Origin of the sequence: Rhizobium sp. C1 (assembly GCF_021026335.1) — a bacterium.
Taxonomy (GTDB): domain Bacteria; phylum Pseudomonadota; class Alphaproteobacteria; order Rhizobiales; family Rhizobiaceae; genus Ensifer_A.
Map to the genome: position 1 here is coordinate 79344 of NZ_JAJNCY010000007.1, position 25650 is coordinate 104993.

The 25650-nt window shown below is 61.4% G+C and carries 20 protein-coding genes; 3 read left to right on the top strand and 17 right to left on the bottom strand.

Annotated elements, in window-relative coordinates; all coding sequences use genetic code 11:
* Positions 1–57: 57 nt before the first annotated feature.
* The 11 genes from LQK83_RS15600 to LQK83_RS15650 form a co-directional block, all read right to left on the bottom strand.
* Positions 58–1740 carry a methyl-accepting chemotaxis protein gene (locus LQK83_RS15600; RefSeq protein ID WP_230838320.1) on the bottom strand — a complete coding sequence of 561 codons (1683 nt, stop codon included), beginning with the start codon at positions 1738–1740 and terminating at the stop codon, positions 58–60.
* 228 nt (positions 1741–1968) lie between these two features.
* Positions 1969–6129 carry a translocation/assembly module TamB domain-containing protein gene (locus LQK83_RS15605; RefSeq protein ID WP_230838321.1) on the bottom strand — a complete coding sequence of 1387 codons (4161 nt, stop codon included), beginning with the start codon at positions 6127–6129 and terminating at the stop codon, positions 1969–1971.
* Positions 6130–6273: 144 nt separating this feature from the next.
* Positions 6274–8175, bottom strand: coding sequence for an autotransporter assembly complex protein TamA (locus tag LQK83_RS15610; RefSeq protein ID WP_442966774.1), 1902 nt, complete (start codon positions 8173–8175; stop codon positions 6274–6276).
* Between the two features lie 291 nt (positions 8176–8466).
* Positions 8467–8820, bottom strand: a complete 354-nt coding sequence (locus LQK83_RS15615; protein ID WP_230838323.1) for an ArsR/SmtB family transcription factor — start codon at positions 8818–8820, stop codon at positions 8467–8469.
* Between the two features lie 286 nt (positions 8821–9106).
* Positions 9107–9511 carry a F0F1 ATP synthase subunit epsilon gene (locus tag LQK83_RS15620; RefSeq protein ID WP_230838324.1) on the bottom strand — a complete coding sequence of 135 codons (405 nt, stop codon included), beginning with the start codon at positions 9509–9511 and terminating at the stop codon, positions 9107–9109.
* 75 nt (positions 9512–9586) lie between these two features.
* Entirely contained in the window at positions 9587–11011 is a 1425-nt protein-coding gene (gene atpD / locus LQK83_RS15625; protein ID WP_230838325.1) for a F0F1 ATP synthase subunit beta, read from the bottom strand.
* 24 nt (positions 11012–11035) lie between these two features.
* The gene (locus LQK83_RS15630; protein WP_230838326.1) at positions 11036–11908 is read right to left on the bottom strand and encodes a F0F1 ATP synthase subunit gamma; all 873 of its coding nucleotides are present in this window, start codon (positions 11906–11908) and stop codon (positions 11036–11038) included.
* Positions 11909–11940: 32 nt separating this feature from the next.
* The gene (gene atpA, locus LQK83_RS15635) at positions 11941–13470 is read right to left on the bottom strand and encodes a F0F1 ATP synthase subunit alpha (protein WP_230838327.1); all 1530 of its coding nucleotides are present in this window, start codon (positions 13468–13470) and stop codon (positions 11941–11943) included.
* Positions 13470–14036 (bottom strand): F0F1 ATP synthase subunit delta, encoded by a 567-nt coding sequence (locus LQK83_RS15640; RefSeq protein WP_230838451.1) that lies wholly within the window; start codon positions 14034–14036, stop codon positions 13470–13472. The genes atpA and LQK83_RS15640 overlap by 1 nt, the downstream gene beginning before the upstream one ends.
* Positions 14037–14270: 234 nt before the next feature.
* Positions 14271–15077, bottom strand: a complete 807-nt coding sequence (locus LQK83_RS15645; protein WP_230838328.1) for a hypothetical protein — start codon at positions 15075–15077, stop codon at positions 14271–14273.
* 126 nt (positions 15078–15203) lie between these two features.
* Complete coding sequence (locus LQK83_RS15650; RefSeq protein WP_230838329.1) at positions 15204–17441, bottom strand: primosomal protein N'; 2238 nt, start codon at positions 17439–17441, stop codon at positions 15204–15206.
* A gap of 140 nt (positions 17442–17581) precedes the next feature.
* On the opposite strand from LQK83_RS15650, the gene LQK83_RS15655 reads away from it, so the two are divergent.
* Entirely contained in the window at positions 17582–18445 is an 864-nt protein-coding gene (locus tag LQK83_RS15655; protein WP_230838330.1) for a DMT family transporter, read from the top strand.
* On the opposite strand, the gene LQK83_RS15660 is transcribed toward LQK83_RS15655, so the two are convergent.
* A complete protein-coding gene (locus LQK83_RS15660; RefSeq protein ID WP_230838331.1) occupies positions 18446–19591 on the bottom strand; it encodes an AAA family ATPase in 1146 nt (381 codons plus the stop codon).
* Between the two features lie 99 nt (positions 19592–19690).
* On the opposite strand from LQK83_RS15660, the gene LQK83_RS15665 reads away from it, so the two are divergent.
* Together LQK83_RS15665 and LQK83_RS15670 are read left to right on the top strand one after the other, a co-directional pair.
* On the top strand, positions 19691–20626 hold the full coding sequence (locus LQK83_RS15665) for a tyrosine recombinase XerC (RefSeq protein WP_230838332.1): 936 nt from the start codon (positions 19691–19693) through the stop codon (positions 20624–20626).
* An 85-nt stretch (positions 20627–20711) separates the two neighbouring features.
* Positions 20712–21797, top strand: a complete 1086-nt coding sequence (locus tag LQK83_RS15670) for a TraB/GumN family protein (protein ID WP_230838333.1) — start codon at positions 20712–20714, stop codon at positions 21795–21797.
* On the opposite strand, the gene LQK83_RS15675 is transcribed toward LQK83_RS15670, so the two are convergent.
* From LQK83_RS15675 to LQK83_RS15695, 5 genes are all read right to left on the bottom strand, one after another.
* On the bottom strand, positions 21790–22272 hold the full coding sequence (locus LQK83_RS15675; RefSeq protein WP_230838334.1) for a DUF2867 domain-containing protein: 483 nt from the start codon (positions 22270–22272) through the stop codon (positions 21790–21792). The two genes, LQK83_RS15670 and LQK83_RS15675, sit on opposite strands and share 8 nt — an antisense overlap.
* Positions 22269–22769 carry a cytochrome b gene (locus LQK83_RS15680; protein WP_230838335.1) on the bottom strand — a complete coding sequence of 167 codons (501 nt, stop codon included), beginning with the start codon at positions 22767–22769 and terminating at the stop codon, positions 22269–22271. Before LQK83_RS15680 ends, LQK83_RS15675 begins: the two co-directional genes overlap by 4 nt.
* Positions 22770–22961: 192 nt before the next feature.
* Positions 22962–24368 carry a dihydrolipoyl dehydrogenase gene (lpdA, locus tag LQK83_RS15685; RefSeq protein WP_230838336.1) on the bottom strand — a complete coding sequence of 469 codons (1407 nt, stop codon included), beginning with the start codon at positions 24366–24368 and terminating at the stop codon, positions 22962–22964.
* A gap of 28 nt (positions 24369–24396) precedes the next feature.
* Positions 24397–25149 (bottom strand): glucose 1-dehydrogenase, encoded by a 753-nt coding sequence (locus LQK83_RS15690; RefSeq protein ID WP_230838337.1) that lies wholly within the window; start codon positions 25147–25149, stop codon positions 24397–24399.
* Entirely contained in the window at positions 25146–25646 is a 501-nt protein-coding gene (locus LQK83_RS15695) for a hypothetical protein (RefSeq protein ID WP_230838338.1), read from the bottom strand. Before LQK83_RS15695 ends, LQK83_RS15690 begins: the two co-directional genes overlap by 4 nt.
* Positions 25647–25650: the final 4 nt, after the last annotated feature.

A 25650-nucleotide genomic window follows, 5' to 3' on the forward strand; every position in this document is an offset into this window, starting at 1 on the left:
ACGGCCAGAGGCCGCGTCAATTTCTCGTCACCTACTTCGCCGGGGACGGCTGAGCCTTTACGCCGCGAAACTGCGAGCGGGGTTGTCGCGAAACTCCCCTCGACCTGTTTTGAAGCGCCCAAGCAGTGTGCTCAACGCCTCGACTTCGCTCGCAAGCCCGGTGATTGCAGCATTCGTCTGCTCCACCATGGCGGCATTCTGCTGTGTCCCCTGGTCCATCGTGTTGACGGCGTTGTCGATTTCCTTCAACCCGGCGGACTGTTCACGGGAAGAATGCACGATAGCAGTTACGTTCCTGTTAACACTCTCGACTTGAATTACGATCTCCTGAAGAGCCTCGCCCGTCCTTCCGACGAGCGAAACCCCGTTTTTGATCTGCTCGCCGGAATTGCTGATCAGCGTCTTGATTTCCTTAGCGGCGCGGGCGGAGCGCTGTGCAAGTTCGCGCACCTCCTGCGCCACGACCGCGAAACCCTTGCCCGCATCGCCCGCGCGTGCGGCTTCCACACCGGCATTCAGCGCCAGAAGATTGGTCTGGAACGCGATCTCGTCGATCACACCGATAATATTGCTGATCTCCCGCGAGGAGCCCTCGATTTCGCCCATCGCTTCGATGGCTTCGCGGACGACCTCGCCGGATTTCTCTGCACTTTCGCCGGTGCGACTGATCAGATTGCCTGCCTCCTCGGCAAGCGCCGCCGCTTCCACGATCTGCTTCGAAATCGCACCGAGCGCCTGAACCGTTTCTACCACCGAAGACGCCTGACGTTCGGTGCGCGTGGAAAGCTCTGCGGAGGCGGCGCGCATCTCTGCCGTGCTCGCCAGGATCGCCCCTGCATTCAAACCGATCCCGTTCATGGCGGCGCGCAGACTGGCGATGGAGGAATTGAAATCGAGCTTCAGCGGCTGCAGATCCGCCGGAAATCTGCGGTCAACCGTCTGCTCCAGATCGCCTTCGGCCAGCCTTGTCAGAGCGCCTCCGATAGCCTGCACAGCATGCACCCGTGCCGTCACATCGACTGCAAACTTGACGACGCGCAGCACCTTGCCGGCGGTGTCGAAAATGGGGTTGTAGGAAGCTTGGATCCACACATCGCGACCGCCCTTGCCCACGCGCCGGAACTCGCCAGATTGAAACGTTCCAGCCGCGAGGCTTGCCCAGAAGGCAGCATAGCTTTCCCCCTGCACTTCATCGGGTGCGCAAAACATCCGGTGATGACGGCCGACGATCTCGGGCAAGGAATAGCCGAGCGCCGCCAGAAAATTGTCGTTGGCGGTGATGATCTCGCCATCCGGCGTAAATTCGATCACGGCCTGCGTCCGGGAAATCGCCTCGATCTTGCCGGCGTCCTGAAGCGACTTCAGCTTTCCAGCGGTGATGTCGGTCGCAACCTTGACAACCTTCACCACCTTGCCGCGCTTCATCACCGGGCTGTAAGTCGCCTCGATCCAGACCTCGCGTCCGCTCTTGCCAAAACGCTTGAACTCGGCGCGCTTGAATTCGCCGCGCTGAAGGTCCGCCCAGAAGTCCCGATACGCGTCCGATTGCGCATAGAGAGGTTCGACGAACAACCGGTGATGCTGACCGGAAATCTCTTCCAGCGAATAGCCCAGCGCCTGACAGAAATTCTCATTGGCATCGAGAATAATTCCGTCGGGGTTGAACTCGATAACGGCATGGGCTTTTCGAATGGATGCCAGAATTGCCTTGGCGTCGCCGGCATCAAGCCAGTTCAACATATCAAGCCTCTTTATTGCTGATGAAGATCAGGCACGGGACACGGCTTCAAAAGAAGCACTGGTTCCCAAGCGTGGCTTGTTTATAGTTGTGCCCCCTTAACAAAGAATGCACATCACCCTCTTTCGAAAAAGAAAGCGATGTAAAGTGGGCAGACGTTAAATAATACCAATAAGAATATTAATAAAAAATCATCTAAAGGTTGAGCACGTTTCGAATATTTTCTTATTCTAATACTCCTTTTCGTAGAATATGCCTGCAGCACTTCCACCCCCACTATCGGCTTCGCCGCGCAGTTTCACGCCTTTGCCAACATCGAGATTGATAATTGCCTTACTGGAGCCTGAGCCTGAACCCTGCTGAAGCTGCAGATAAGTACGGCTGTTGATATATTTGCCGGCCGTGACCTGCGCCTGCCCGGCGCTGTCGGTGGAGACATCAAGATCGTCGATGCCGGCGCCCTTGCGCAGCTTTTCGAAGATCGATGTGCTGCGCCCGCCAGCCAGCTGCAGGGCCGCATCCGCAAGCTGGGCAATCTGGAACGGCGTGAGGCTCGAAAGCGACCTGTTGAAAATGAGCTGCGCCAGCACCTCGTCCTGCGGCAGGGCGGGCGATGAGGAGAAGGAAATCTCCGGATCGTTAGCGGGGCCGCTCACTGTTACGGTGATGGTCGCCGCCGATGCGCTGGATGTAGCATTCAGGTCAAGCGTTGGCACGAGCCCGCCGCCGAATCCGATGGTGCCGGAGGCGAAATCGAGGCGCTTGCCGAGGATTTCGAGCCGTCCGCGGATCATCTTGAAGGCGCCCGAGACGACAGGTGCCGCCGAGGTCCCCGTCACCCCCAGCGACCCGCCCAGCTCCGCATCGACGCCGCGACCGCGCACGAAGATCTGGTTCGGCGCCTGGATGTCGAGAGCAAGGCGAAGCGCTGACGAACCACTGGCCTGCGTCGGCGTATCGGCCTTGATTTCCTCCGCCTGAAGCAGGACTCGGCGCGAGGCGTTTTCATGCTTCACATTCAAGGCTGCCAGCGACGCCGGAATTTTCTCCGGAATGGTGATCGCAGCCTGGGCAACACGGATCGTGCCGCCAAGCTCGGCACCACCGGCCAGTGGACCCTTGAGGGTGAGATCGCCGGTCAGTTTGGCATTCACCAGATCTCCATCGGCATACACGGCATTTGTCAGCTTGATCGTCAGATCGGCCGGCAGGCCCGATCCCGACGCGATGCCAACCGTTCCGGCCACGGAAACCGTTCCGCCATTGGAGATCTTGCCGGTCAGGCCGGCGATGCGCGCCACGCTTCCGTCAAGCGTGATCGTGCCGTCAAGCCCGGTCAGGTTGAGGTTCTGGCGCGGCAAAGCGGCTCCGGCGGAAACAAGGCGGATCGTCCCGCCCAGGCGCGGCGAGGTCAGTGCGCCGCTTGCCGAAATGTCGAAATTCGCCGATCCGGAAAGGGCGATGCCCTGATCCTCGACAAACGGCTGTCCGAGAGTCAGCGGCGCAGATCCCTGTACGCGCATGTCGATGCCCTGCCCACCCTGAAGCTGAACGCGGCCGCTTGCCCTGGCATTGAGCCCACCGCCGGAACCCGAGGCGTCCAGCGTCAGCGACCCGCCGGCATAGTTGCCTTTCGCCTGCAGCGACAGACCGGGCAAACCGGCACCGCGCGTGGCGGCAAGCGAAGCCGACGGCCAGTTGAGCGCAAACTGTGCAGAGGGATCGGTTGCTTTGCCGGACACGGTTGCGGTTCCAGAGATCGCCCCATCGGCGCCAAGCCCCGGAGAAAACGTGTTGGCAAGTGCTGCGGGGAGGTTGGCAATCGTCGCCTTCAGATCGAGCGTATTGCCCGCTCGTCCGCTGACAGTCACGGAACCGCTGCCTAGCGCCAGCTTTAGCTGGTTGAGCCGCGCACCGCCCTCGACGAGGGCGATATCGGTGGGTGCGGCAAGCTTCACCGCAATCTTTTCTGCCGTGGCATTGAAGCCGCCGAGATGAACGATGGTGTTACCTGCCACGGGGGCCGCATAGCCATTCACCCCGAGCGGGGCGCCCTGATAGCGGCCATCCAGCGTGAAATCCGTCTTCTCGCCCTGACGCGAGAATGTCAGCACCGGACTCTCAACCATATTCGTTCCGCTGCGCACCGCATCGGCGCGGAGCGTGCCGGAAAGTGCAGCGGACTGATAATCCACGCCGGCCCGGAGACCGGCGAGCGAAACAGTGTCGTAACCCAGCGTCTTGCCTTCAAGATCAAGCCGGGCGGCCAGCTGGCCCTGCGGCGAAGACAGGGAAAGGCTGCCCTTCAACCCGCCATTGAGGGGCTGGCCTGCCATGGCGCCGATGAGGGACAGGTCGGGCATGTCGAAACCGAGCTTGCCGGTCGGGAGGAAGGCCGCATCCAGGGTCAGCGCGCCGGACACGATGTTCGGCCCGATTTTCACCTGCAGGTCCGGAATGGCGGTTCGGCCCTTGTCCTGCTTCATGTAGGCATTCACGTCGATCGACTGGCCGGCAATGGTGCCGGTCGCCGTGACATTGCCCACAAGGGCACCCTGGTCCAGCTGCGCGGCCACATCCGCGGAAAAGCGATCAAGCTGCTTGCCCGAAAGAACCGCCTTGGGCACGGAAAGCGAGACCTTGGCCGATGGCGCATCCAGCGTTCCGCCAGCGGAGAGGCTGAATGTCCCGCTTCCCGTTGCGCTGTCAGAAAGTTTGGCAAGATCGACAAGCGTGCCGTCAAAAGCGGCATCAATTGCCCCGTTCTTCAGGCTGACACCACCCTTTGCCTCCAGAAGCTCGGATGTCAGCACCAGGTCTTTCGCTTCGATCGCCCCCTGCGCAATGCGCACCTGACCGCTGAGGCCGACGGTTTTTTTCAGTTTCTGCGCAAGCGCTTCCGGCAGGGCGGAGGGCGCTGCAAGCAGCTGCAGGTTGGCGTCCGTGACGCCGGAGGTCCGCCCATAGGCGGCATCGCCCTTGCCGCCCAGGCTCGCCCCCTCAAGCTGATAGGTCGCCTGAATGGTGTCCGCAGAAATCTTGACCGGCGCGGTGAGTGTCAGCGGCGCCTGCACCAGCCGGTTCAGCGCGTCGGACTTGAAATCGCGGCCGCCGACCGTCAGCCGCGTGTCGAGTACGCCGCTTTGTCCCTGCAGGTTGAAGGCGGAGGAGCTGGCCGTAAAGACGACATCGGTGAGGTTAAGCGCGTTGGTCGTCAGCTTCTTCAGGTCGAGCGCGGCGTCGATCGCCGCCTTTTCGGGCGAACCGCTGACTGACAGATGGAGCGACTTGAGATCGAGCCCCAGCGTATCCTCGCCCATCGGCAGCGCGAAGACGGCACTGTCGCCGACCGGCGTCACCGCTGCGCGGAAATCGTTCGTCCCCTTGGCGGAGAGCGTTCCGGAAAGCGTGGCAGCCAGCGTTCCGGTTGCGATCTTGCCGCGGCTGACGGAAAGTACGCCGTTGGGATCGTAAGCGAGAGCAAGGTCGATATCCGTACGCCCCTTAAAGAGCGGCTCCAGAACCGGGGGCAGGATGGCGTCGAATGCGCCGCCGCCGGTCAGCGCAACATCGATCGGCCCGCTCTGCGGCTTGCGCACTGTGGCGTCCAGATTGACGACGGGCACACCCTCGACCGAGGCGCTCGCCTTGCCCTGCCAGTTGGCAAACGCGCCATTGCCCTTGATCGCAAAACCGAGAGCCGGCTCATCCGGCAAACGCAGAAGGCCGGCGATCACGCCACCCTTCGGCTCTTCTGCCTTGGCGTCGAGCGCCAGCGTCTGCGCATTGGCATCATATTGCACGGAAAGGGTGGCGCTCGCTGCTGTCTTACCGAGATCGCGGATCGTCGCCTGTCCGCCAATTCCGCTTCGCGTCAGCGCCGCGCTCACATCCGCCGACAGCGTTTCCTCCTTACCGGACAAGGCCGGTCCGAGCGAAATCTGCGGCAGGGTCAATTGCTGGAGATCGACTTCGACGGGCAGCGAGAAGGAGCTGCTGCCCGATGAGGAGGAGGTCGAGGAGGGTTCAGGAAGACGCTCGATACGAACGCGCTGCGCCGTCAGAAGCTCAATCTTCGCCTTGAAGGCGAGAAGGTCGAGCGGCGACCAGTCGACCGCCAGCGCATCAATCTCGGCATAGACGCCCTTGGCATCGGCAAGCGTCACCTTGTCTATCCTGAGATGACCACTCAGGAGCGGGCCCGCACCCTCAATCGTGATCTTGCTGTCGGCGCTGTTCAGCGCCGGCGCGGCCAGGCTGAGGATGAGTGAAGTTCCCGCACGGGTAAAACCGAGGAAACCGACGACGGCAACCAGAAAAACGGCAAATCCTGCTGCTGCGATGCCAAAACGTCGCCAGCCCGATGCTCCTCGTCCTCCAGTCCCCGCCATTCAGATCGTCTTCCTGCCAAATGCGAATCCGGCAATCCTGCGCCCGGCCCGAACCGGTAACGCATGAAGCCTGTAAAAGTTGCCCTTATTGAATCTGTACCCGGAAATTGCTGCAGCAATCGGGCAAAGGAACCCTCTCCCGCATCAGAATGCCTGCCCGATTCCGGCATAGATGCCAAATGTATTGCCACCCGGATAGCGCCGCAGAGGCACGGCGACGTCAAGGCGGATGGGGCCGAAAGGCGTGGCGTAACGCAGGCCCAAGCCGGCGCCGGCCCGGATATCCGAGAAGCCAGGCGCGCTGCTGGACGACACGCTGCCGAAATCCAGGAACGGAACCACGCCGATTGTGTCGGTGACCTTGAAGCGCGCCTCCACAGAAGCCGTCACATAGGAGCGACCGCCCAGAAGATTATTGGCCGAATCGCGCGGCGAAATCGCCTGATAGGCATAGCCGCGGACCGATCCGCCGCCGCCGGCATAGAAGCGGCGGGGGGCAGGAATATCGGCAAGGCTGCGCCCGCCGACAAGCGTGCCCACGGCAACCTTCCCGGCCAGCACCGGCCCGTTGTCGCCGATCTGCTGATAGGCCGAAACGGAGCCCTCCGCGCTGATGAAACTTGTCTTGTTGTAAACGCCGAAGCTCGGACGAAGCGTCATCGATGCCCGATAGCCCTTGGTCGGATCGAACTTGTCGTCGGTCATATCCCGCTCCCAGGTCAGAGGAACCGAGGCTGTGAGGTAGCGATTGTTTCCATAGACATCCTGGGCGCGCGTCCAGTCGAGCGCAAATCCCCCCGAGAGCTTATCATGGTCCGTCAGGTCATATGTGATGCCAACGGTGCCCGACAGAATTCGCGCCTCATAGGCGGCAGCATGGCTGAGGCCGGCGGAGAAATTGGCCGTGAAACTCGTGGCGGGCCCGAAGGCCCCCGGCTTCACGAAGGCGATCGCGGCGGAATAATCCAGCTTCTTCAAATCGCGTGTCTGGCCAAGGCGGTTGACGGAGCCCGAAATCTTCAGCGATTCGGCATTGCCGAAAAGATTGCGATGCCCCCAATAGCCCTGCACGCCGACGCCGTCGATCGTCGAGTATTGGATGCCCGCGCCGAAATAGCGCTGCTTGCCTTCCGTGACATCGATGTTGATGGGGATCGTGCCGTTCGGGGCAAGCGCCTTCGCCTCGCTCACGGCAACGGTAGAAAATGTGCCGAGCTCCCGCAGCCGCTTGGCCGCCCGCTCCAGCTTTTCCGGGGAATAGGATTCGCCGGGCTGCAGGTCGGACCATTCCGAAACGAATTCCGGATTCACATCCTTCGTCCCGTTGACGGAAACCGCCCCGACCGGCGCAATGGGTCCCGACTGCACGGCAAGCGTGACATCGACCCGGTTCGTCGCATGATCGGCAATCACCGTGCGCTCACTGATCCGCGCCAGCGGTCTGCCCTCTGCCTTCAGGTCGCGGAGGATCTTGGCAGAGGCATTCAGAATGGCTTGCGAACCGGCATCGCCACCGGGCACCAGCCCGTAGCTGGCCGGATCGAGCTTGCCTGCATCGCCCTTGAGCACAACCTTGCCCAGCGAGAACACGGGGCCGACCGTTACCGAAATCGTCACCGGAACAGGTGTGCTGCGGGAAAATTTCGGCAGAGGTGGAAGATTGTCGACCGGAACGCCGTTCACCTTGACGGTGACCACGGCACCGTAACGCGCCTTTTCGTAAAGCAGCGCCACCAGACGATCGCGATCATCCTTCGCCTTCACCACGACACCGAAATCGCCGTCGACCGGTTTCGACTGGTCCTGCATTAACGCGGACTGCGCAATCAGATCTTTCTCAAGACTGGGATCGTCGGCGGTCAGTGTCGCCGTATAGCGAACGGGATCCGCGATCTGCGCATCCTTTTCTTCCGAGCCGAACAGATGAATGCCGAAAAGCTCAAAAGCCCCCGCACCCTGCGGCTGGACCGCAACGGCGAGAGCTGCAACTGTGGCAGCCGCGAAGGCTCCCCATTGCCGGTACGCTGAACTCATTTCCGGCTCCATCGCTTCATCGGCGAGTGAAGATACAAAAGACTGACCCTGTTCCCAGATCAGAACGACAAACTGCCATCCCGACTATAAAGTCCGTCCGTTACGTTTCTGTTAGCCATAACCGACATGCCAGAACTATATACAACGTACGCTCTTTGAGAACCCTTGTTGATACGGAAGGCTGTTCCTGCGCCCTTCATGCCACAGGTCAACGGAGAACCTTTACATCGATTTCAGACATGCGGATGAACGCCCCAAAACCCGCAACGTTCCCTTCCGCAGACTTTAGGGCGCAACGTGACTTCAGGCTTCTCTTGCCGGCAGGCCCGGCTTGCAGAACATCGAATAGAGCGCGTCGATGATCCCCGAAACATCGGGATTGGCGATGCTGTAATAGATTTGACGCCCCTCGCGGCGAGTCTCGACAACATTCTCGTGCCGAAGCCGGGCAAGCTGCTGGGAAACCACAGCCTGCTGCAGACCGAGAATCGTCTCGATTTCGGTGACGGACTTCTCGCCCTCCGACAGAATGCAGAGGATCATCAGGCGCGCCTCATGCGAGATCGCCTTCAGGAAGTCACTGGCCTGAGAAGCCTTTTCCGCGAACGTCAGCAATTCGTCGCTCGAGGTGCCCGGTTTTAACTGAAGAACTGGCATTGCCTTCCCTTTCACAAATCAACGATCCGGGTTCGCCGGACTTCGATCTCAAGGCCATCATATATGATATGCCATACTTATTTTTAATCAATCAACGCGACCGAAATCTGTTAGGTCTTTTGTTAACCATTTAAAAATTAGTTACCACACATATATGCACATCTTCACATGTCGACCTGTCTATGCGGGCCGCCAAACCCGCCGAATGGAAAAAGGTTCCAAAAAAAGAAACGCCCCGCTCCTCTTTGAGCGGGGCGCAAAAATACGGGAGCTTTGGTTGCCGAACTCAGCCCGAGACAGCGCCGCGAAGTTCGGACAGCTGGAAGATAAAATCTTCGATGGCGCTGCGATGTTCATGATGCTCCGCATTGGCAAGATCGTTGCGGGCAGCCTCGATGCGCGCCTCGAGCGTCGCCGCATTGAGCTCATCCATGTGAACGGCAGACTCTGCAAGCAGCGTGCAGCCCGTCGGCAGAATGTCGGCGAAACCGCCGAATACGACGAACTTGTCTTCGGCGCCGTCAGCCTTGGAGAGCTTGACCACACCGGCCTTCACCGTCGTCATGACCGGCGCGTGTTGCGCCATGACGGTCATCTCGCCATCGGTGCCCGGAATGACAACCGCCGTCACATCGGCGGAAACCAGAAGCCGCTCCGGCGAAACGAGTTCGAAATTGAAGCTTTCAGCCATGGCTTTTCACTTTTCCATTACGAAAGAAAACGCACGGCGCATGTCTCAATGACACGCGCCGCTGCGAATGGTGGATCAAGCGGCCAGCTTCTTGGCCTTCTCGATGGCTTCCTCGATGGAGCCGACCATGTAGAAGGCAGCTTCCGGAAGGTGGTCATACTCGCCGTTGACAAGGCCCTTGAAGCCCTTGATCGTGTCTTCGAGAGCAACCAGCTTGCCCGGAGAACCGGTGAAGACTTCAGCCACGAAGAACGGCTGGGACAGGAAACGCTCGATCTTGCGGGCGCGGGCAACCGTCATCTTGTCCTCTTCGGACAGTTCGTCCATGCCGAGGATGGCGATGATGTCCTGGAGCGACTTGTAGCGCTGCAGCGTACCCTGAACCTTACGGGCAACGTCGTAGTGCTCTTCGCCGACAACCATCGGGTCGAGCATGCGCGACGTGGAGTCGAGCGGGTCAACGGCCGGATAGATGCCCTTTTCAGCGATCGAACGCGACAGAACCGTCGTTGCGTCCAGGTGGGCGAACGAGGTTGCCGGTGCCGGGTCGGTCAAGTCGTCGGCGGGAACGTAGATGGCCTGAACCGAGGTGATCGAGCCCTTGGTCGTCGTGGTGATGCGTTCCTGCATCTGGCCCATGTCGGTGGCGAGCGTCGGCTGATAGCCCACGGCCGAAGGAATACGGCCGAGCAGAGCGGACACTTCCGAACCTGCCTGCGTGAAGCGGAAGATGTTGTCGACGAAGAACAGAACGTCCTGACCCTTGTCGCGGAAGTCTTCAGCGATCGTCAGACCGGTGAGAGCAACGCGAGCGCGGGCGCCCGGCGGCTCGTTCATCTGACCGTAAACGAGGGCAGCCTTGGAGCCTTCGCCACCGCCATGCTTGTTCACGCCGGATTCGATCATTTCGTGGTAAAGGTCGTTGCCTTCGCGGGTACGTTCACCCACGCCTGCGAACACCGAGTAACCACCGTGCGCCTTGGCGACGTTGTTGATCAGTTCCATGATGAGAACGGTCTTGCCAACGCCGGCACCGCCGAACAGGCCGATCTTGCCGCCCTTTGCGTAGGGAGCGAGCAGGTCGACGACCTTGATGCCCGTGACCAGGATCTGGGCTTCCGTCGACTGTTCAACATAGGCCGGAGCTTCCTGGTGGATGGCGCGGAGATGCGTGCGGTCGAGCGGACCAGCTTCGTCAACCGGTTCACCGATAACGTTCATGATGCGGCCGAGCGTGTGATCGCCAACCGGAACCGAGATCGGCGAACCTGTGTCGACAACGGCCTGGCCGCGGACGAGACCTTCGGTCGAGTCCATGGCGATCGTGCGAACTTCGTTTTCACCGAGGTGCTGAGCGACTTCCAGAACGAGGCGCGAGCCGTTGTTTTCGGTTTCGAGTGCGTTCAGGATCGGCGGAAGGTTGCCGCCTGCAAACGAAACGTCGACAACAGCGCCGATGACCTGCGTCACCTTGCCGGTAGAGCCCGAGGTAGCTGCCATAATGATACCCTCTTTCCTTAACCCTTAGAGCGCTTCCGCGCCCGAAATGATTTCAATCAGTTCCTTGGTGATCTGAGCCTGGCGCTGACGGTTGTACTTGAGCGTCAGCTTGTTGATCATGTCACCTGCGTTGCGCGTCGCGTTGTCCATCGCGCTCATCTTGGCGCCCATTTCGCCGGCGACGTTCTCGAGCAGCGCCCGGAAGATCTGGACCGAAATGTTGCGCGGAATGAGGTCCGCCAGGATCGCGCCGGCATCCGGCTCGTATTCGTAGGATGCGTCGCTCGCACCGGCAGGTTCGCCAGCCGGAACAGCAGCCGGAATGAGCTGCTGCGCGGTCGGAACCTGGCTGATCACCGACTTGAACTCGGAGTAGAACAGCGTGCAGACGTCGAACTCGCCCTTGTTGAAGAGCGAAATCACCTTCTTGCCGATCTGGTCAGCGTTTTCGAAGCCGATCTTCTTGACCTCGCGCAGTTCCGTCCGCTCGATGATGAGCGAGGCGAAATCACGGCGAAGGATGTCATAACCCTTCTTGCCGACGCAGTAGATCTTGACCGTCTTGCCTTCCGACAGGAGCTTGCGCGTATGGTCGCGGGCAAGACGTGCGATCTGCGAGTTAAAACCGCCGCAAAGACCGCGTTCGGCCGTGCAGACGACCAGGAGATGAACCTGGTCGCTACCCGTGCCGGTCATCAGGCGCGGCGCGTCATTCGTGCCGGCCTGCGCGATGTTTGCAAGCACCGCGCTCATCCGCTGCGAATACGGACGAGCGGCTTCGGCTGCCTCCTGCGCACGCCGAAGCTTCGCCGCGGCGACCATTTTCATCGCCTTGGTGATCTTCTGCGTCGCCTTAACGGTGGCGATCCGGTTTTTCAGATCCTTAAGTGAAGGCATCCGTTATCCGTCCTAACTACTGGAACCCCTGATCAGGCGAAAGACTTGGAGAAGGAGTCGAGCGCCCCCTTCAGCTTGGCCTTCGTGTCGTCGCTGATCGCCTTTTCGGTGCGGATCGCGTCGAGGATCGCCTTGCCTTCAGAGCGGAGGTACGACAGGAAGCCCTGTTCGAACTTGCCGACCTGCGTCAGAGCGAGCTTGTCGAGGTAACCGTTCACACCGGCGAAGATCACGGCGACCTGCTCTTCCGTCTTCAGCGGCGAGAACTGCGGCTGCTTCAGGAGTTCGGTCAGGCGTGCACCGCGGTTCAGCAGGCGCTGCGTGGCAGCGTCAAGGTCCGAGCCGAACTGTGCGAAGGCAGCCATTTCGCGATACTGGGCGAGTTCGCCCTTGATCGAGCCGGCAACCTGCTTCATCGCCTTGATCTGAGCTGACGAACCCACGCGGGAAACCGACAGACCGACGTTCACGGCCGGGCGGATACCCTGGAAGAACAGGTCCGTTTCAAGGAAGATCTGGCCGTCGGTGATCGAGATCACGTTGGTCGGAATGAAGGCCGAAACGTCGTTACCCTGGGTTTCGATGACCGGCAGAGCCGTCAGCGAACCGGCGCCACGCTCGTCGGAGAGCTTTGCGGCGCGCTCGAGGAGACGCGAGTGGAGATAGAAGACGTCGCCCGGATAGGCTTCGCGGCCCGGCGGGCGGCGCAGCAGCAGCGACATCTGGCGGTAGGACACAGCCTGCTTCGACAGGTCGTCATAGCCGATAAGGGCGTGCTGACCGTTGTCGCGGAAGTATTCACCCATGGCGCAACCAGCGAACGGAGCCAGGAACTGCATCGGAGCCGGGTCGGAAGCCGTTGCAGCAACAACGATCGAGTACTGCAGGGCGCCGCGCTCTTCGAGAACCTTCACGAACTGGGCAACCGTCGAACGCTTCTGGCCGACTGCGACGTAGACGCAGTAGAGCTTGTCGCCGTCCGGACCATTGTCATGAATGGCCTTCTGGTTGAGGATCGTGTCGAGAATGATGGCGGTCTTGCCGGTCTGGCGGTCGCCGATCACGAGCTCGCGCTGGCCACGGCCAACCGGGATGAGGGCGTCGATGGCCTTGAGGCCGGTCGACATCGGCTCATGAACCGACTTGCGCGGGATGATGCCCGGAGCCTTCACGTCAACGCGTGCACGACGCGTTGCGTTGATCGGGCCCTTGCCGTCGATCGGGTTGCCAAGCGCGTCAACGACGCGGCCGAGCAGTTCCGGACCCACCGGAACGTCCACGATGGCGCCCGTACGCTTGACGGTGTCGCCTTCCTTGATGTCGCGGTCGGCGCCGAAGATAACCACACCGACGTTGTCGGCTTCGAGGTTGAGCGCCATGCCGCGGATGCCGCCCGGGAACTCGACCATTTCGCCGGCCTGAACATTGTCGAGGCCGTAAACGCGGGCGATACCGTCACCGACGGAGAGAACCTGACCAACTTCGGAAACTTCAGCTTCCTTGCCGAAATTTTTGATTTGATCTTTCAGAATTGCGGAAATTTCCGCGGCGCGGATGTCCATCAGCCAACCTCTTTCAGTGCAAGCTTAAGAGTAGAAAGTTTGGTGCGAAGGGAAGTGTCGATCTGACGCGATCCGACCTTAACAATCAGCCCACCAAGGATAGAAGGATCGACGGTGACATTGATTGCCACGTCTTTGCCGGTGACGCCCTTCAGCGTCGCCTTCAATTCATTTTCCTGCGCCGATGTCAGCGCATGTGCGCTCGTGACATCCGCAGAAATCTCACCGCGATTGCGCGCGACGATCTGGAAATAAGACTTGATCATACCGGGGATTGCGAAGAGCCGGCGGTTCGCCGCGGCGACCTTGATGAAGTTCGCCGAAAGACCCGAGATGCCGGCCTTTTCGAGAACTGCAGCAACCGCGCGCAGCTGGTCTTCAGCCGAGAACACCGGGCTCTCGATGAAACGCTTCATGTCGGCGCTTTCGTTGATCAAGGTCTGGAAGCCGGCAAGCTCGGCGCCGATCTGATCGACGGAACCAGCCTCAGCGGCCAGCTCGTAAAGCGAAGAGGCGTATCTTTCCGCTACACCGGAAACAGTTTGGGATGTGTCTGCCACGGGCACAAACTTCTCTTCATTGATCCCCGAGGTCGCGCCCAAGCTCACGCTCCGGCTAACCCCGTGAAACTATTGCCAATTGACTCAGATTTCGCGGGTCAAAGACCCAATTCCCCCTGAATTTCGCCGTCGCTGTAGCATAGGATGCCAGGACTCGCAACACGCCTTTGGGAGGGAAAGGACAGATAAAGACATGATTCGGCAAATTTCTGCGCCACTCCTTCAAGCAGCGCCGAAAGATCAGAAATAACCGAAAACGTGACCGAGAAAGATCGCTGCACCCGCAATCGTCACGAGAAGCGCGATCACCTGGAAAACGTATCTTCCGGTTTCGAAAATCAGCGAAAGTATACGTCCGAAGATCGACAGCGCCAGCGCCGAGCCGAGCGCCAGTTCACACATCGGATTGCCGGCCAGAAGCGTGACCCCGCCCGCCCCGATCAGCATGCCGCCGAGAGCACGCACAGAGGCAATCACCCGGCTGCGCCCCTCGCCGATCGAAAGCCCGGCCAGCAGCATCATCAGGCCGGGGCCAAACATGCAGAAAAATCCGATCGCCACGGTCACGGCCGCCGCCACGAAGACGATGAAGCCCGCCGTATCCTGTGGCATCTGGAAGCCGATATCACCGCTCCAGACATCGAAAAGCCAGGTGAGACCGGCTGCAGCCAGCGCCGCCTGAAGCAAAAGAAAGAGAAAGTTGAAAAGGCCGTTGGAGCGGTCGGAAGCTGACATCATGGACAGCAGCCGCCCGAAGGCGGCAAGCGCCCAGGCAGAACCGATCATGACATAGATCACCGGCTGGTCGAAGAGGAACCCGGCAAGCCCGAGACCCGCCAGAAACGCACCGATGGGACGGAGTTCTCCGACGGCGCCTTCCCGGCCCTCGCGTGCGGCAAAGCCCCACCATGCGCCAATCTGTCGCGCCAGCACCATAAGCGCCAGCCCCAGCAGAAGGGTCAGCACAGCGGACAGCATGGCCGCCTGCGCGCCCGGCGTACTCGGAATTGGTGGGATTGTCAGTTCCATGGTCGGTCCCTCGATCATTCCGCCTGTCCGCGGAAGGCATTCTCCAAATGCGAGCGGCCCTTATGGCATAAGCTCTTGAGGGTCGAAATCACCGTGTACGTGTTTGCGCACAGGAAATTGACGCAATGCGGGAAGAACCGGCCATCAAAGGAAACTCTGCGGGTCTATATCGACCTGAACATGGATCGACCCACGTTCTTTCGGCCCCGCCGCGAGCGTGGCCTTCACGAAGCCCTGCATGTCAGAGGCCCGCTGCCCATGCACCAGCAACCGGAAGCGATAGCGCCCGCGCACCAGCGCCAGCGGCGCTTCCGCGGGCCCGAGAACCGTGATGCCGGCCGCATGCGGTGCGGCGTTGCGCAATGCCCTTCCATGCGCCTCCGCGGAATGACGGTCGTCGGCCGAAATGATGATCGAGGCAAGCCTGCCAAAGGGTGGCAGGTTCGCCCGCTCGCGCTCGGCAATCTCGCGGTCATAGAAGGCTTCCGCATCGCCCGAGACGATAGCCTGCATGACCGGATGCCCCGGCTGATAGGTCTGGATGAGACCGTGGCTCTTGAGACCCGTGCGCCCCGCGCGGCCCGTCACCTGATGAAGCAACTGGAAGGTCCGCTCCGCCGCGCGCGGATCGCCATTGGCCAAACCCAGATCGGCATCAACAATGCCGACCAGCGTCATCAGCGGGAAATTATGCCCCTTCGCAACCAGCTGCGTGCCGATGACGATATCCGCCTCGCCCTTGGCAATCGCCTCCAGCTCGAGCCTCAGCCGCTTCACGCCGCCGGCCATGTCCGAGGAAAGCACGATGGTCCGGGCATCCGGAAAATGGCTCACCACCTCTTCGGCAATGCGCTCCACCCCCGGCCCGCAGGCAACGAGATGATCAAGCGTGCCGCATTCGGGGCAGGCCTCCGGCGTTTTTTCCTGATAGCCGCATTGATGGCACTGGATGACGCCGCGGAAACGATGTTCCACCAGCCAGCTCGAGCATTGCGGGCACTGGAAGCGATGGCCGCAGACCCGGCAGAGCGTCAGCGGCGCATATCCGCGTCGGTTGAGGAAGAGCAATGACTGCTCGCTCTTCTTCAGCGTCGCGTCGATGCCGCGCAGCATGACCGGCGAGAGAAACCCGCCCTTGGCTGGCGCATGGCGGCGCATGTCCACGAGCCGCAGATCCGGCATGGCCGCATCGCCGAACCGCGTGGGCAGGTGGATCGCCTGATAGCGGCCCTGCATCGCATTGACCTGGCTCTCCACCGACGGCGTCGCCGAGACGAGCACAGTGGGAAAATCCCCGATCCGAGCCCGAACGACGGCCATGTCGCGGGCATTATAGAAGACGCGATCTTCCTGCTTGTAGCCGGGATCGTGTTCTTCATCGACAATGATCAGCCCGAGCTCGGCAAAGGGCAGGAAGAGCGCCGAACGTGCCCCCGCCACCACCCGCACCTCGCCGGTGACCACCTGCCGCCAGACCTTTTCCCGCGTGCGGGGCGCAAGCTCCGAATGCCACTCGGCGGGCTTGGAGCCGAAGCGATCCTGAAAACGCTCCAGAAAGCTCGCCGTCAGCGCGATTTCCGGCAGCAGGATCAGCACCTGCTTGCCGCGCCTCAGCGCCTCGGCCACCGCCTCGAAATAGACCTCCGTCTTGCCCGAGCCTGTAACGCCATCGATCAGCGAGACGGAGAACTTGCCCTTGTCGACGCTTTTCACCAGAACGCGCGCCGCATCCTTCTGCACGCCCTCCAGCCGGTCAGCGACATAATCCGGATCGGGCGGCGCGACGACGGGCGGCGGCGGCAGGAAGACGGTCTCGAAAACCCCTTGAGCAATCATCCCGTCCACGACGCTCGCCGAAACACCTGCCGCATGGACCAGCCCCATCCGGGTCCAGGCAAAGCCATCGGAGGCGAGCTCAATCACCCGAGCCCGCGCAGGCGTCATCCGCTCCAGTTCGCTCTTCACCAGCCGCAATCCCTCGACCATCGGCTCCGGATCGAAGGCCGTGGGGGCGCGCAACGCCATGCGGGCGACATAGCCCGGCGGCGTCAGCGTATAGGTCGCGACCCAATCAAGGAATGTCCGCATATCCTCGGCCAGCGGCGGGCAATCGAAAACATGCTCGATGGGCCGGAGCTTCTTCGGATCAACCGAGCCACCCTCGCCCCGCTCGTCCCAGACGACGCCGATCACCTTGCGCGGCCCAAGCGGCACGATGACGATGGAGCCCGGCACGACATGCGCGTTCTCCGGCACCGTATAGGAATAAGGCCCCGGCGCAGGCATCGGCACGAGCACCGGCACCGCGCGCGCCGCCTGGCGCGCCGGTGGCACTGGCCCAGTCTCAGCCAGGTCGAACAATGCGGGCGAATCCGTTTTCATTGCGCGGACCATGCCTCAAGCTCTGCCCAAAGAAAACCAGAAACAGACAAGAGGAGAGTGACTGCCTTTCGTGATTCTTGAGCGCAGCCATGGACGCGCAGCCTCGACCAGGATAGGCGAAGGCGGGAAGCGAGGGAAGCATGTCGAGCCAGATCAAGGGTATTGCGTTCATGGCGATGAGTTCGGCGATCATTCCCATCGCCGACGGCATTGCCAAGGTTCTCTCGGAAAACCATTCGGCGCTGCTGGTCAGTTCCGGTCGCTATTTCGCCGCCTCCTTCCTGCTCCTGCCCATCGCGCTCCTCAAGCACAAGGGTAGTGCCCTGCCGCCGCGCCATCGGCTGAAACCGCATATCATGCGCACGCTCCTCATGGTGGTGGCGATGACGCTGTTCTATGTTTCCATCGTCACGATTGATCTCGCCACCGCCGTCAGCGCCTTCTTCGTCGGCCCCGTCGTTGGTAGCGTCGCGGCCGTGTTCATGCTGGGCGAGAAGATGACAAGGGCCAAGCTCGTCGCGCTGGTGCTGGGATTTGCCGGCGCGATCATCATCGCGCGGCCGGGAGCCACGATGTCGCCCGGCGTGCTACTCGCGCTCGCCTCCGGCGTCTGCTACGGATTCTACCTCGTCTCCACCCGGCTAGCCTCGGGCGAAACCACGCCCCTGCAGGCGCTAGTGTTCCAGAACGTGTTCGGCACGTTGCTGCTGCTGCCGCAGGCGATCATGACATGGACGACGCCTTCCGACATGGAAATCCTGCTCTTGCTGGCCATGGGCGCAATCTCGCTCCTCTGCCACACACTGACCATCAATGCCTTCCGCCATGCCGATGCCACGACGCTAGCCCCACTGTCCTATGTCGAGCTGATCACCTCGGCCACCATTGGCTACGTCTGGTTCAGCCAGTTGCCTGAGGCCAATGTCTGGATCGGCGCCGCATTCGTCGCCTCGGCCGGGCTGGTGCTGATCTTCACGCGGAAAAGTGCCACAGCGGCTGCCTGATCAATCCTCGTCATCATCGCCCAAACCTGCGATCTCGCCGGTCAGCCGCATGCCCTCGATCCAGGTCTTGCCATCCTGCCGCACGACATGGCGGAAGCGCACGCCGCAAAGCTGAGACACCGCCTCGGCCAATCGTTCCGAATGGGTGACGATCCATATCTGGCTGCGCTTCGCGGCCGTCGCGATCATGTCGGCCAATGGCTCCAGCATGTCGGGATGCAGGCTCGCCTCCGGCTCGTTGAGCGCAATCAGCGGCGGCAGGCGATAGGACATGAGCGCGGCCGTCAGCGCCAGGAACCGCAGCTGACCATCGGAAAACTCCCGCGCACTGAACACGCGCTTGGGAAAATCCGGCAGGCTGAGGCCGATGGACGCCTCCTGCTCCGGCTCGGGAATGACGAGCTGCGCGCCGGAGAGCGCGTCCGCAACGATATCGTCAATCTCAGGCATTTCACCGCGATTGACCGAAATCGTCGCAAAGACGGCGGCCAGATTCGAGCCGTCTTCGTCAAGTAGCGGCGCGGTCACCGCAAGGCAAGGTCTGCGAAGCAGCGACCCTGCGTCGGTCCGAAAGCCGTGGAAGAAACGCCATTGCTCGGCGAAACGGCAGAATGTCGCGATCTCCGGTGCTGCGGCCTCATGCGCCAGCATGGATATTGCCGTCTCCGATGGAAGCGCCGTTTCATCAAAGGGAACCATGCGCCCGCGGTCGCTGCGAAGGGTAATGCCCGGTCCTTGCCGCTTCATCATGACGACGGGTCCACGCCCCGTATCGACGCTGAACACCTCTTCCTTGATCTGCGGCTCGAAGGCAAAGCCAGCCTGGAGCGGCGGCTTCACCCCTGCCTCTACCCGATATTCAAGGACAAGCCCGGTCTTTGGATCAATCACCTCCACAGAGAAGCCAATCCGCGCCTTCTCCTGCGTCCGGCGCGGCCCGGCCCAAAGCGCCTGCATCATCCCGCCTTCGGCTGCAATTTCGCGCGCAAATGTGCCGCGCACGGCCGCCTGAACGAGTTGCAGGCCGCGATAGAGGTTGGTCTTGCCGACCCCGTTCGCGCCGATGAAGACGTTGACGCCATCCAGTTCCATGCGGATCGCGCGCAACGACCGGTATTGCGCGGCGCTCATCGATTTCAGCAGCATGGAACCTCTCTTGTTCCCGAAGATGGTGGAGAACTTCACCGCATTAACAATTTGCTAACGCTGCGTCGATCACACTGGCGGTGCAACCATGGAACCACCATGAACGAACTTCTCATTATCTCCGACGACAAATTGACGAGGCTGAGGCAGGATTGGCTCGCTTCGATTGCCGGCGAACGGCGCCTTTCGCCCAAGACCGTCGAGGCCTATGAGCGCGATACGCGCCAATTCCTCACCTTCCTCACCGGCCATGCCGGCGGGCCGGCCAAGCTTTCCGATGTCGCCAGTCTCCGCCCCGCAGATCTGCGCGGCTTTCTGGCGAGCCGCCGCAACGATGGAGCCGGCGCCCGCACCCTTGGGCGCGGCCTTGCCGGCATCCGCTCCTTCCTGCGCTATCTGGAAAAGCAGGGGCTCGCCAATGCCACCGGCGCCCGCGCCGTGCGCTCGCCCAAGCAGGCGAAATCCCTGCCGAAGCCGCTCGCCGCCAGCCAGGCGCTGACCGTCATCGAGGCGGATGCGCAGCTGGCCGAGGAGCCATGGATCGCCGCCCGCAATGCGGCCGTGCTGACGCTGCTTTACGGTTCAGGTCTGCGCATCTCGGAAGGCCTGTCGCTGACGCCGAACGATCTGCTCCCCGGCACCAAAACGCTGCGCATCACCGGCAAGGGCGGCAAGGCTCGCATGGTGCCGCTTCTGCCGGCGGCGATGGAGGCCGTCGATCTCTACCGCAAGCTTTGCCCCTATCATCTGAAGGCCGATGAGCCGATCTTTCGCGGCGCCAAGGGTGGGCCGCTGCAACAGGCCATCATTCAGCGAGAGATGGTCAAGATGCGCTCCGCGCTTGGCCTGCCGGAAACGGCAACGCCGCATGCGCTGCGCCACTCCTTCGCCACGCATCTTCTGGCCGGTGGTGGCGACCTCCGCTCGATCCAGGAATTGCTTGGGCATTCCAGCCTTTCGACGACGCAGGTCTATACCGCCGTCGATACGAACCGGCTGCTCGACATCTACGACCGCGCCCATCCGCGCGCTTGAGCGTGCACGTTAACCAAACGCGTTAAGGGTTCCTGAGCGGTCGCCCCGCTAAGGTGCCAGGATCATCGTTTCAGGACCAGACCGTATGAAAAGCCGCCGCCCCTCCTCTGCCCGCACCTTCTCGCTCGGCAATGCCGGGCTGTGGCTGATCGCAGGCCTGCATACGCTGGCGGCTTTGTCACTGATCTTCATTCTCGGCTGGATTTCACCGGCCAAGGCTGCGGAAGACCTGAGCTGCGGCGGCAAGAACATCCTCGCAGACCTCAAGAAGGAAGACCCCAAGGGCTTCGCGGAGATTGAGACCGATACCGCCAAACTGAAGAATGGCGAGTCGATCTTCTGGAAGATCGAGAAACCCGGCGTTGCGCCCTCCTGGCTGCTCGGCACCATCCACCTCTCCGACCCCCGCGTCATCAACCTGCCGGCCGAAGCGGCGCAGGACTTCAAGACCGCACAGGCCGTCATCGTGGAATCCGACGAGATCGCCGACAAGAATGCCGCCAGCATGAAGCTGCTGGCGCGGCCTGACCTGTCCATGTTCACCGACTCGACGACGATCAACGACTTTCTCAACGCCGACCAGAAGGCTCTGCTGGAAAAGCAGCTCGCCGAGCGCGGCATTCCGCTCGCCGCCGTCATCAAGATGAAGCCCTGGGTTCTCTCCACCTTCGTCGCGCTGCCGACCTGCGAACTCGCGCGCAAGGGCGCCGGCGCCGATTTCCTCGATGAGAAACTCACCAAGGACGCGATTACCGCCGGCAAGAAGGTCGTCGGGCTGGAAACGCTGACCGAGCAGCTCGAAGCGATGGCCTCCGTCTCCATGAAGACCCACGTCTCGGGGCTGATCGGCGTCCTGAAGGACCCGCAGCGCACCAAGGACCTGATGGAAACGATGATCGAGCTTTATGCCTCCGGCAAGCCCGCAATGATCGGCCCCTTGGCCGAATATGTCGGGAAGCTCGACGCCGACAGTGCCGACATGGCCGAGTTTGAAAAGAAGATGATCACGGTGCGCAACCACCACATGGCCGACCGCGCCGAAGCCACGCTCGACAAGGGCAATGCGTTCATGGCCGTCGGCGCGCTGCACCTGCCGGGCGATGAAGGGCTGGTCGCCCTGCTGCAACAGAAGGGTTTCACCGTCACCCCGGTGACGGTTGCCGTCAACTGAAGGCCGCCGCAATCCCTTTGAGGCTCTGCCGCACGATCAGCACGTGAAACGGCGTGATCAGGAAGATATAGAGCCGCCCGAACCAATGCTTGCGCTTGACCATGGTCGTCAACGTGATGCCCGTTCCCGCCGCCTGCGGTAGGGCCTCGACGACGATGCGGAAATCGAGATGCCAGTCGTTGAAGCCGAGGACCAGCTTTTCCGGCGTTTTGCTGACTATCGGAAATCCGCCGATGCTTCGACCGCCATCGACCCCAGCGCCCGGCCCCGCACCTTTCAGCCCGACAAAGCCGACAATGAAATTCCTCAGCCGCATCAATCCTGCCACCCAGCCCGGCATCGCTTCGCCGAGCGCGAGGCGCGCCGCATCTGCAGCCGTCACCCCGCACCGCGCCAATGAAACCGTTTGGCGATCTACCCAGTCAGCGCCGGGAAGATCGCTCTCTGCAAGAGGCGTCGCGGCATTGCCGCTCAAGCCTTCACGCCCTTCGTCATGCGATCCAGAACGTCGGTCTTGAAATAGAATTTCTGCACCAGCGCGCCCGCGACATGCAGGACGATGAAGGCCCAGAGGATGACCTTGAGAACATCCGCATGGATGTCGCCAGCGAGCTTCTGGCCGAAGTAATACTTCCCCATGCCCGTCAGCGGCAGGGCGATCATCAGAACATAGAGCACCGCATGTGTTGCGGTTGCGATCAGCTTGAGCACCGGCGGCTCCTCGGACGGCAGGTCCGGCACACCCTGAACGAAGCGAAGGCCGAGACGGATGACCACCAGGATCAGGATCGCGATCCCGACATAGGCGTGGATATTGGCCGAGGAAATCATCTCCGGCGTGATTGCTTCGCCTTTGCGCACCGCCCGGTTCCAGGTTTCCATGCCTTCGGTGAAGAGCAGGTTGAAGAGTATGAGCAGAGCCATGCCCCAATGCAGCGCGCGCTGCGGGATGGAATAGTTCAAGGGTTTCATTGTCTTGCCTTTTCGCAACTGAATTCAGACCCGCTAAAAGACAAAAACAGAAAGCGCCCTTCGTCGCAAGGCGCTTTCTAGAATGATTATAAAAACTTCATACCCCGATTTGACGAAGGCCAAATCAGGTCTCTTTATTCGCAATTCCGGACGCGAAACCGGTGTCCACTTTCGCTGGAATTGCTCGGAATTTTACATATGGATCGGCTTGAAGAAGGTTGCGAGCGCAGCTTCCTTCACGGCTTCCGACATGGTCGGATGCGCATGGCAGGTGCGGCCGAGATCTTCCGACGAACCGCCGAATTCCATCAGGACGGCGGCCTCGTGGATCATCTCGCCGGCGCCCATGCCGATGATGTGAACGCCGAGAACGCGGTCCGTTTCCTTGTCCGCCAGAACCTTGACGAAACCGTCGGTCGCAAGCATGGCGCGCGCGCGGCCATTGGCGGTGAAGGGGAACTTGCCGACCTTGTAGGCAACACCTGCGGCCTTCAGCTCCTCTTCCGTCTTGCCGACGGAGGCGACTTCCGGCTGCGTGTAGACGACGCCCGGAATGACATCATAGTTTACATGACCGGCCTGACCGGACAGGATTTCGGCGAGCGCCACACCCTCGTCTTCCGCCTTGTGGGCGAGCATCGGGCCCTTGACCACGTCGCCGATGGCATAGATGCCGGCGACATTGGTGCGATAGTGATGATCGATTTCGACGCGGCCACGATTGTCGAGGACAACGCCGGCTTCAGCCAGACCCAGACCCTCGGTGTAGGGCTTGCGGCCCGTGGCCACGAGCACGACATCGGCGTCCAGAATGGTTTTGTCGCCGCCCTTGACCGGCTCGAACGTCACCTTTGCGCCCTTGCCGGCCTTCTCAACGCCCGTCACCTTCGCGCCGAGATGGAATTCCATGCCCTGCTTGACCAGCATGCGCTGGAACTGCTTCGACACTTCGCCATCCATGCCGCCGAGGATATTGTCGAGATATTCAACGACCGTCACCTTCGCGCCGAGACGCGACCAGACCGAGCCCAGCTCCAGGCCGATGACGCCGCCACCGACGACAACCATCTTTTCCGGGACCTTGGAAAGAGCGATACCGCCCGTCGAGGACACGATGACCTGCTCATCGATATCGACCTTGACGCCCGGAATGCCGGCAACGTCCGAACCCGTGGCAATCACGATGTTCTTGGTTTCGAGTTCAGTGACTTCGCCCTTGTCGTTCGTGACCGAAACCTTGCCGGCAGCAACGACCTTGCCTGTGCCATGGAAGGTGTCGATCTTGTTCTTCTTGAACAGGAACTGCACGCCGTCCACGTTGGACTTCACGGTGGCGTCCTTGTGGGCCATCATCTTTTCGAGGTTCAGCTTGGGCGCGGAAACCTCGACGCCGAGTTCGGCAATGCCATGCGCCGTATGCGCAAAGACTTCCGAAGCATGCAGCAGCGCCTTGGACGGGATGCAGCCGATGTTGAGGCAGGTGCCGCCATAGGTGGCGCGCTTTTCAATGACGGCGGTCTTGAGGCCGAGCTGGGCGGCCTTCACGGCGCAGACATAGCCACCGGGGCCGGTGCCGATCACGATCACATCATAGGACATTTCGATTTCCTTCCTTCCGTCCGGGGCTTTACCTGCCGCCGGAGACATTGAGTATCGCCCCCGTCACGTAGGACGCTTCGGGAGACAGGAGATAGAGAATGGCATCAGCCACTTCGTCGGGTTCGCCTGCGCGCTTCATCGGCAGAGTGCCTGCCATGTCGCGCACACGATCCGGCGTGCCGCCAGAGGCGTGGATATCGGTGTCGATGATGCCGGGCCGCACCGCGTTGACGCGAATGCCCTCGTCCGCCACTTCGCGTGCCAGACCGACGGTCAGTGTGTCTATCGCGCCCTTCGAAGCGGCGTAATCGACATATTGATTGGGCGACCCAAGCACGGCCGCCATCGAGGAGATATTGACGATCGCGCCGCCCTTGCCGCCATGGCGGGTCGACATGCGCCTGACCGATTCGGAAGCAATGCGGATTGCGCCGATGCAGTTGATGGCGAACATGCGCTCCAGCCGCTCGCGGCTGACTTCATCGATCCGCGCCACGACGTCCACGACGCCCGCATTGTTGACGAGACCGTCCAGACGCCCGAAGGCCGTATCGATGACGGAGAAGATCGCCGCGATATCTTCCTCGCGCGACACATCCCCCTGCACCGCTACAGCCGAACCACCGGTCTCGTTGATGATGTTGGCAATGGCTTCAGCCGCCTCGCGGTCGCGCGCATAGTTTACGACGACCGCCCAGCCCTTTTCGGCCGCCTTGAGTGCCACGCTCGCACCGATGCCGCGGCTGCCGCCGGTGACGAGAAGAACGGGCTGCTCAGTCATTTCGCGCACTCCTTGAAATCCAGCACGTCCCACGGCGCAACCTTGGCCTTGGATTCGGCATAGGCCTTCGATTGCTGAATGGACGGGCCGAGATCGGGCAAAAGGATCGCATCGGCCGCATCCTTACCCTGCGCGGGAAGGAGATCGATCCGTCCGGCCGATTGGCCGTATAAGACTCCCTGCCAGACCGTGCAGTCGGCAATATCCTTGCCCGTCACGTCGCCATCCGGGCAATTGAAGAAGAGAATGCCGTTCGAGCGGTTCACCGGCGTTGAACCCGTGACATAGCCGTCGAGCGAGACCTTGGTGCCCAGCACGCTGAGCTTGAAACGATGCGTATTCGACTCGGCATCGATCTGGACCGGCGAGAAAACCAGCTCATAGGCATTGTCGCGGTCGCGATAGACGGCCTTCTCCTGCGGGCAGGCGACAGCATGGGCAAACGTGGGCATAAGCGCCGTCACGACCGCCAATGCTGAAAGACCGGCCCGCCGCATGACA

Coding starts and splice junctions, on each gene's coding strand:
- LQK83_RS15620 (WP_230838324.1), bottom strand. CDS start 9,511: ATGGCTGAAAGCTTCAATTTCGAACTCGTTTCGCCGGAGCGGCTTCTG.
- LQK83_RS15680 (WP_230838335.1), bottom strand. CDS start 22,769: ATGAAACCCTTGAACTATTCCATCCCGCAGCGCGCGCTGCATTGGGGC.
- LQK83_RS15600 (WP_230838320.1), bottom strand. CDS start 1,740: ATGTTGAACTGGCTTGATGCCGGCGACGCCAAGGCAATTCTGGCATCC.
- lpdA (WP_230838336.1), bottom strand. CDS start 24,368: ATGTCCTATGATGTGATCGTGATCGGCACCGGCCCCGGTGGCTATGTC.
- LQK83_RS15645 (WP_230838328.1), bottom strand. CDS start 15,077: ATGATCGAGGGACCGACCATGGAACTGACAATCCCACCAATTCCGAGT.
- LQK83_RS15665 (WP_230838332.1), top strand. CDS start 19,691: ATGAACGAACTTCTCATTATCTCCGACGACAAATTGACGAGGCTGAGG.
- LQK83_RS15650 (WP_230838329.1), bottom strand. CDS start 17,441: ATGAAAACGGATTCGCCCGCATTGTTCGACCTGGCTGAGACTGGGCCA.
- LQK83_RS15655 (WP_230838330.1), top strand. CDS start 17,582: ATGTCGAGCCAGATCAAGGGTATTGCGTTCATGGCGATGAGTTCGGCG.
- LQK83_RS15610 (WP_442966774.1), bottom strand. CDS start 8,175: ATGGAGCCGGAAATGAGTTCAGCGTACCGGCAATGGGGAGCCTTCGCG.
- atpD (WP_230838325.1), bottom strand. CDS start 11,011: ATGGCAGCTACCTCGGGCTCTACCGGCAAGGTGACGCAGGTCATCGGC.
- LQK83_RS15695 (WP_230838338.1), bottom strand. CDS start 25,646: ATGCGGCGGGCCGGTCTTTCAGCATTGGCGGTCGTGACGGCGCTTATG.
- LQK83_RS15670 (WP_230838333.1), top strand. CDS start 20,712: ATGAAAAGCCGCCGCCCCTCCTCTGCCCGCACCTTCTCGCTCGGCAAT.
- atpA (WP_230838327.1), bottom strand. CDS start 13,470: ATGGACATCCGCGCCGCGGAAATTTCCGCAATTCTGAAAGATCAAATC.
- LQK83_RS15630 (WP_230838326.1), bottom strand. CDS start 11,908: ATGCCTTCACTTAAGGATCTGAAAAACCGGATCGCCACCGTTAAGGCG.
- LQK83_RS15615 (WP_230838323.1), bottom strand. CDS start 8,820: ATGCCAGTTCTTCAGTTAAAACCGGGCACCTCGAGCGACGAATTGCTG.
- LQK83_RS15660 (WP_230838331.1), bottom strand. CDS start 19,591: ATGCTGCTGAAATCGATGAGCGCCGCGCAATACCGGTCGTTGCGCGCG.
- LQK83_RS15690 (WP_230838337.1), bottom strand. CDS start 25,149: ATGACTGAGCAGCCCGTTCTTCTCGTCACCGGCGGCAGCCGCGGCATC.
- LQK83_RS15605 (WP_230838321.1), bottom strand. CDS start 6,129: ATGGCGGGGACTGGAGGACGAGGAGCATCGGGCTGGCGACGTTTTGGC.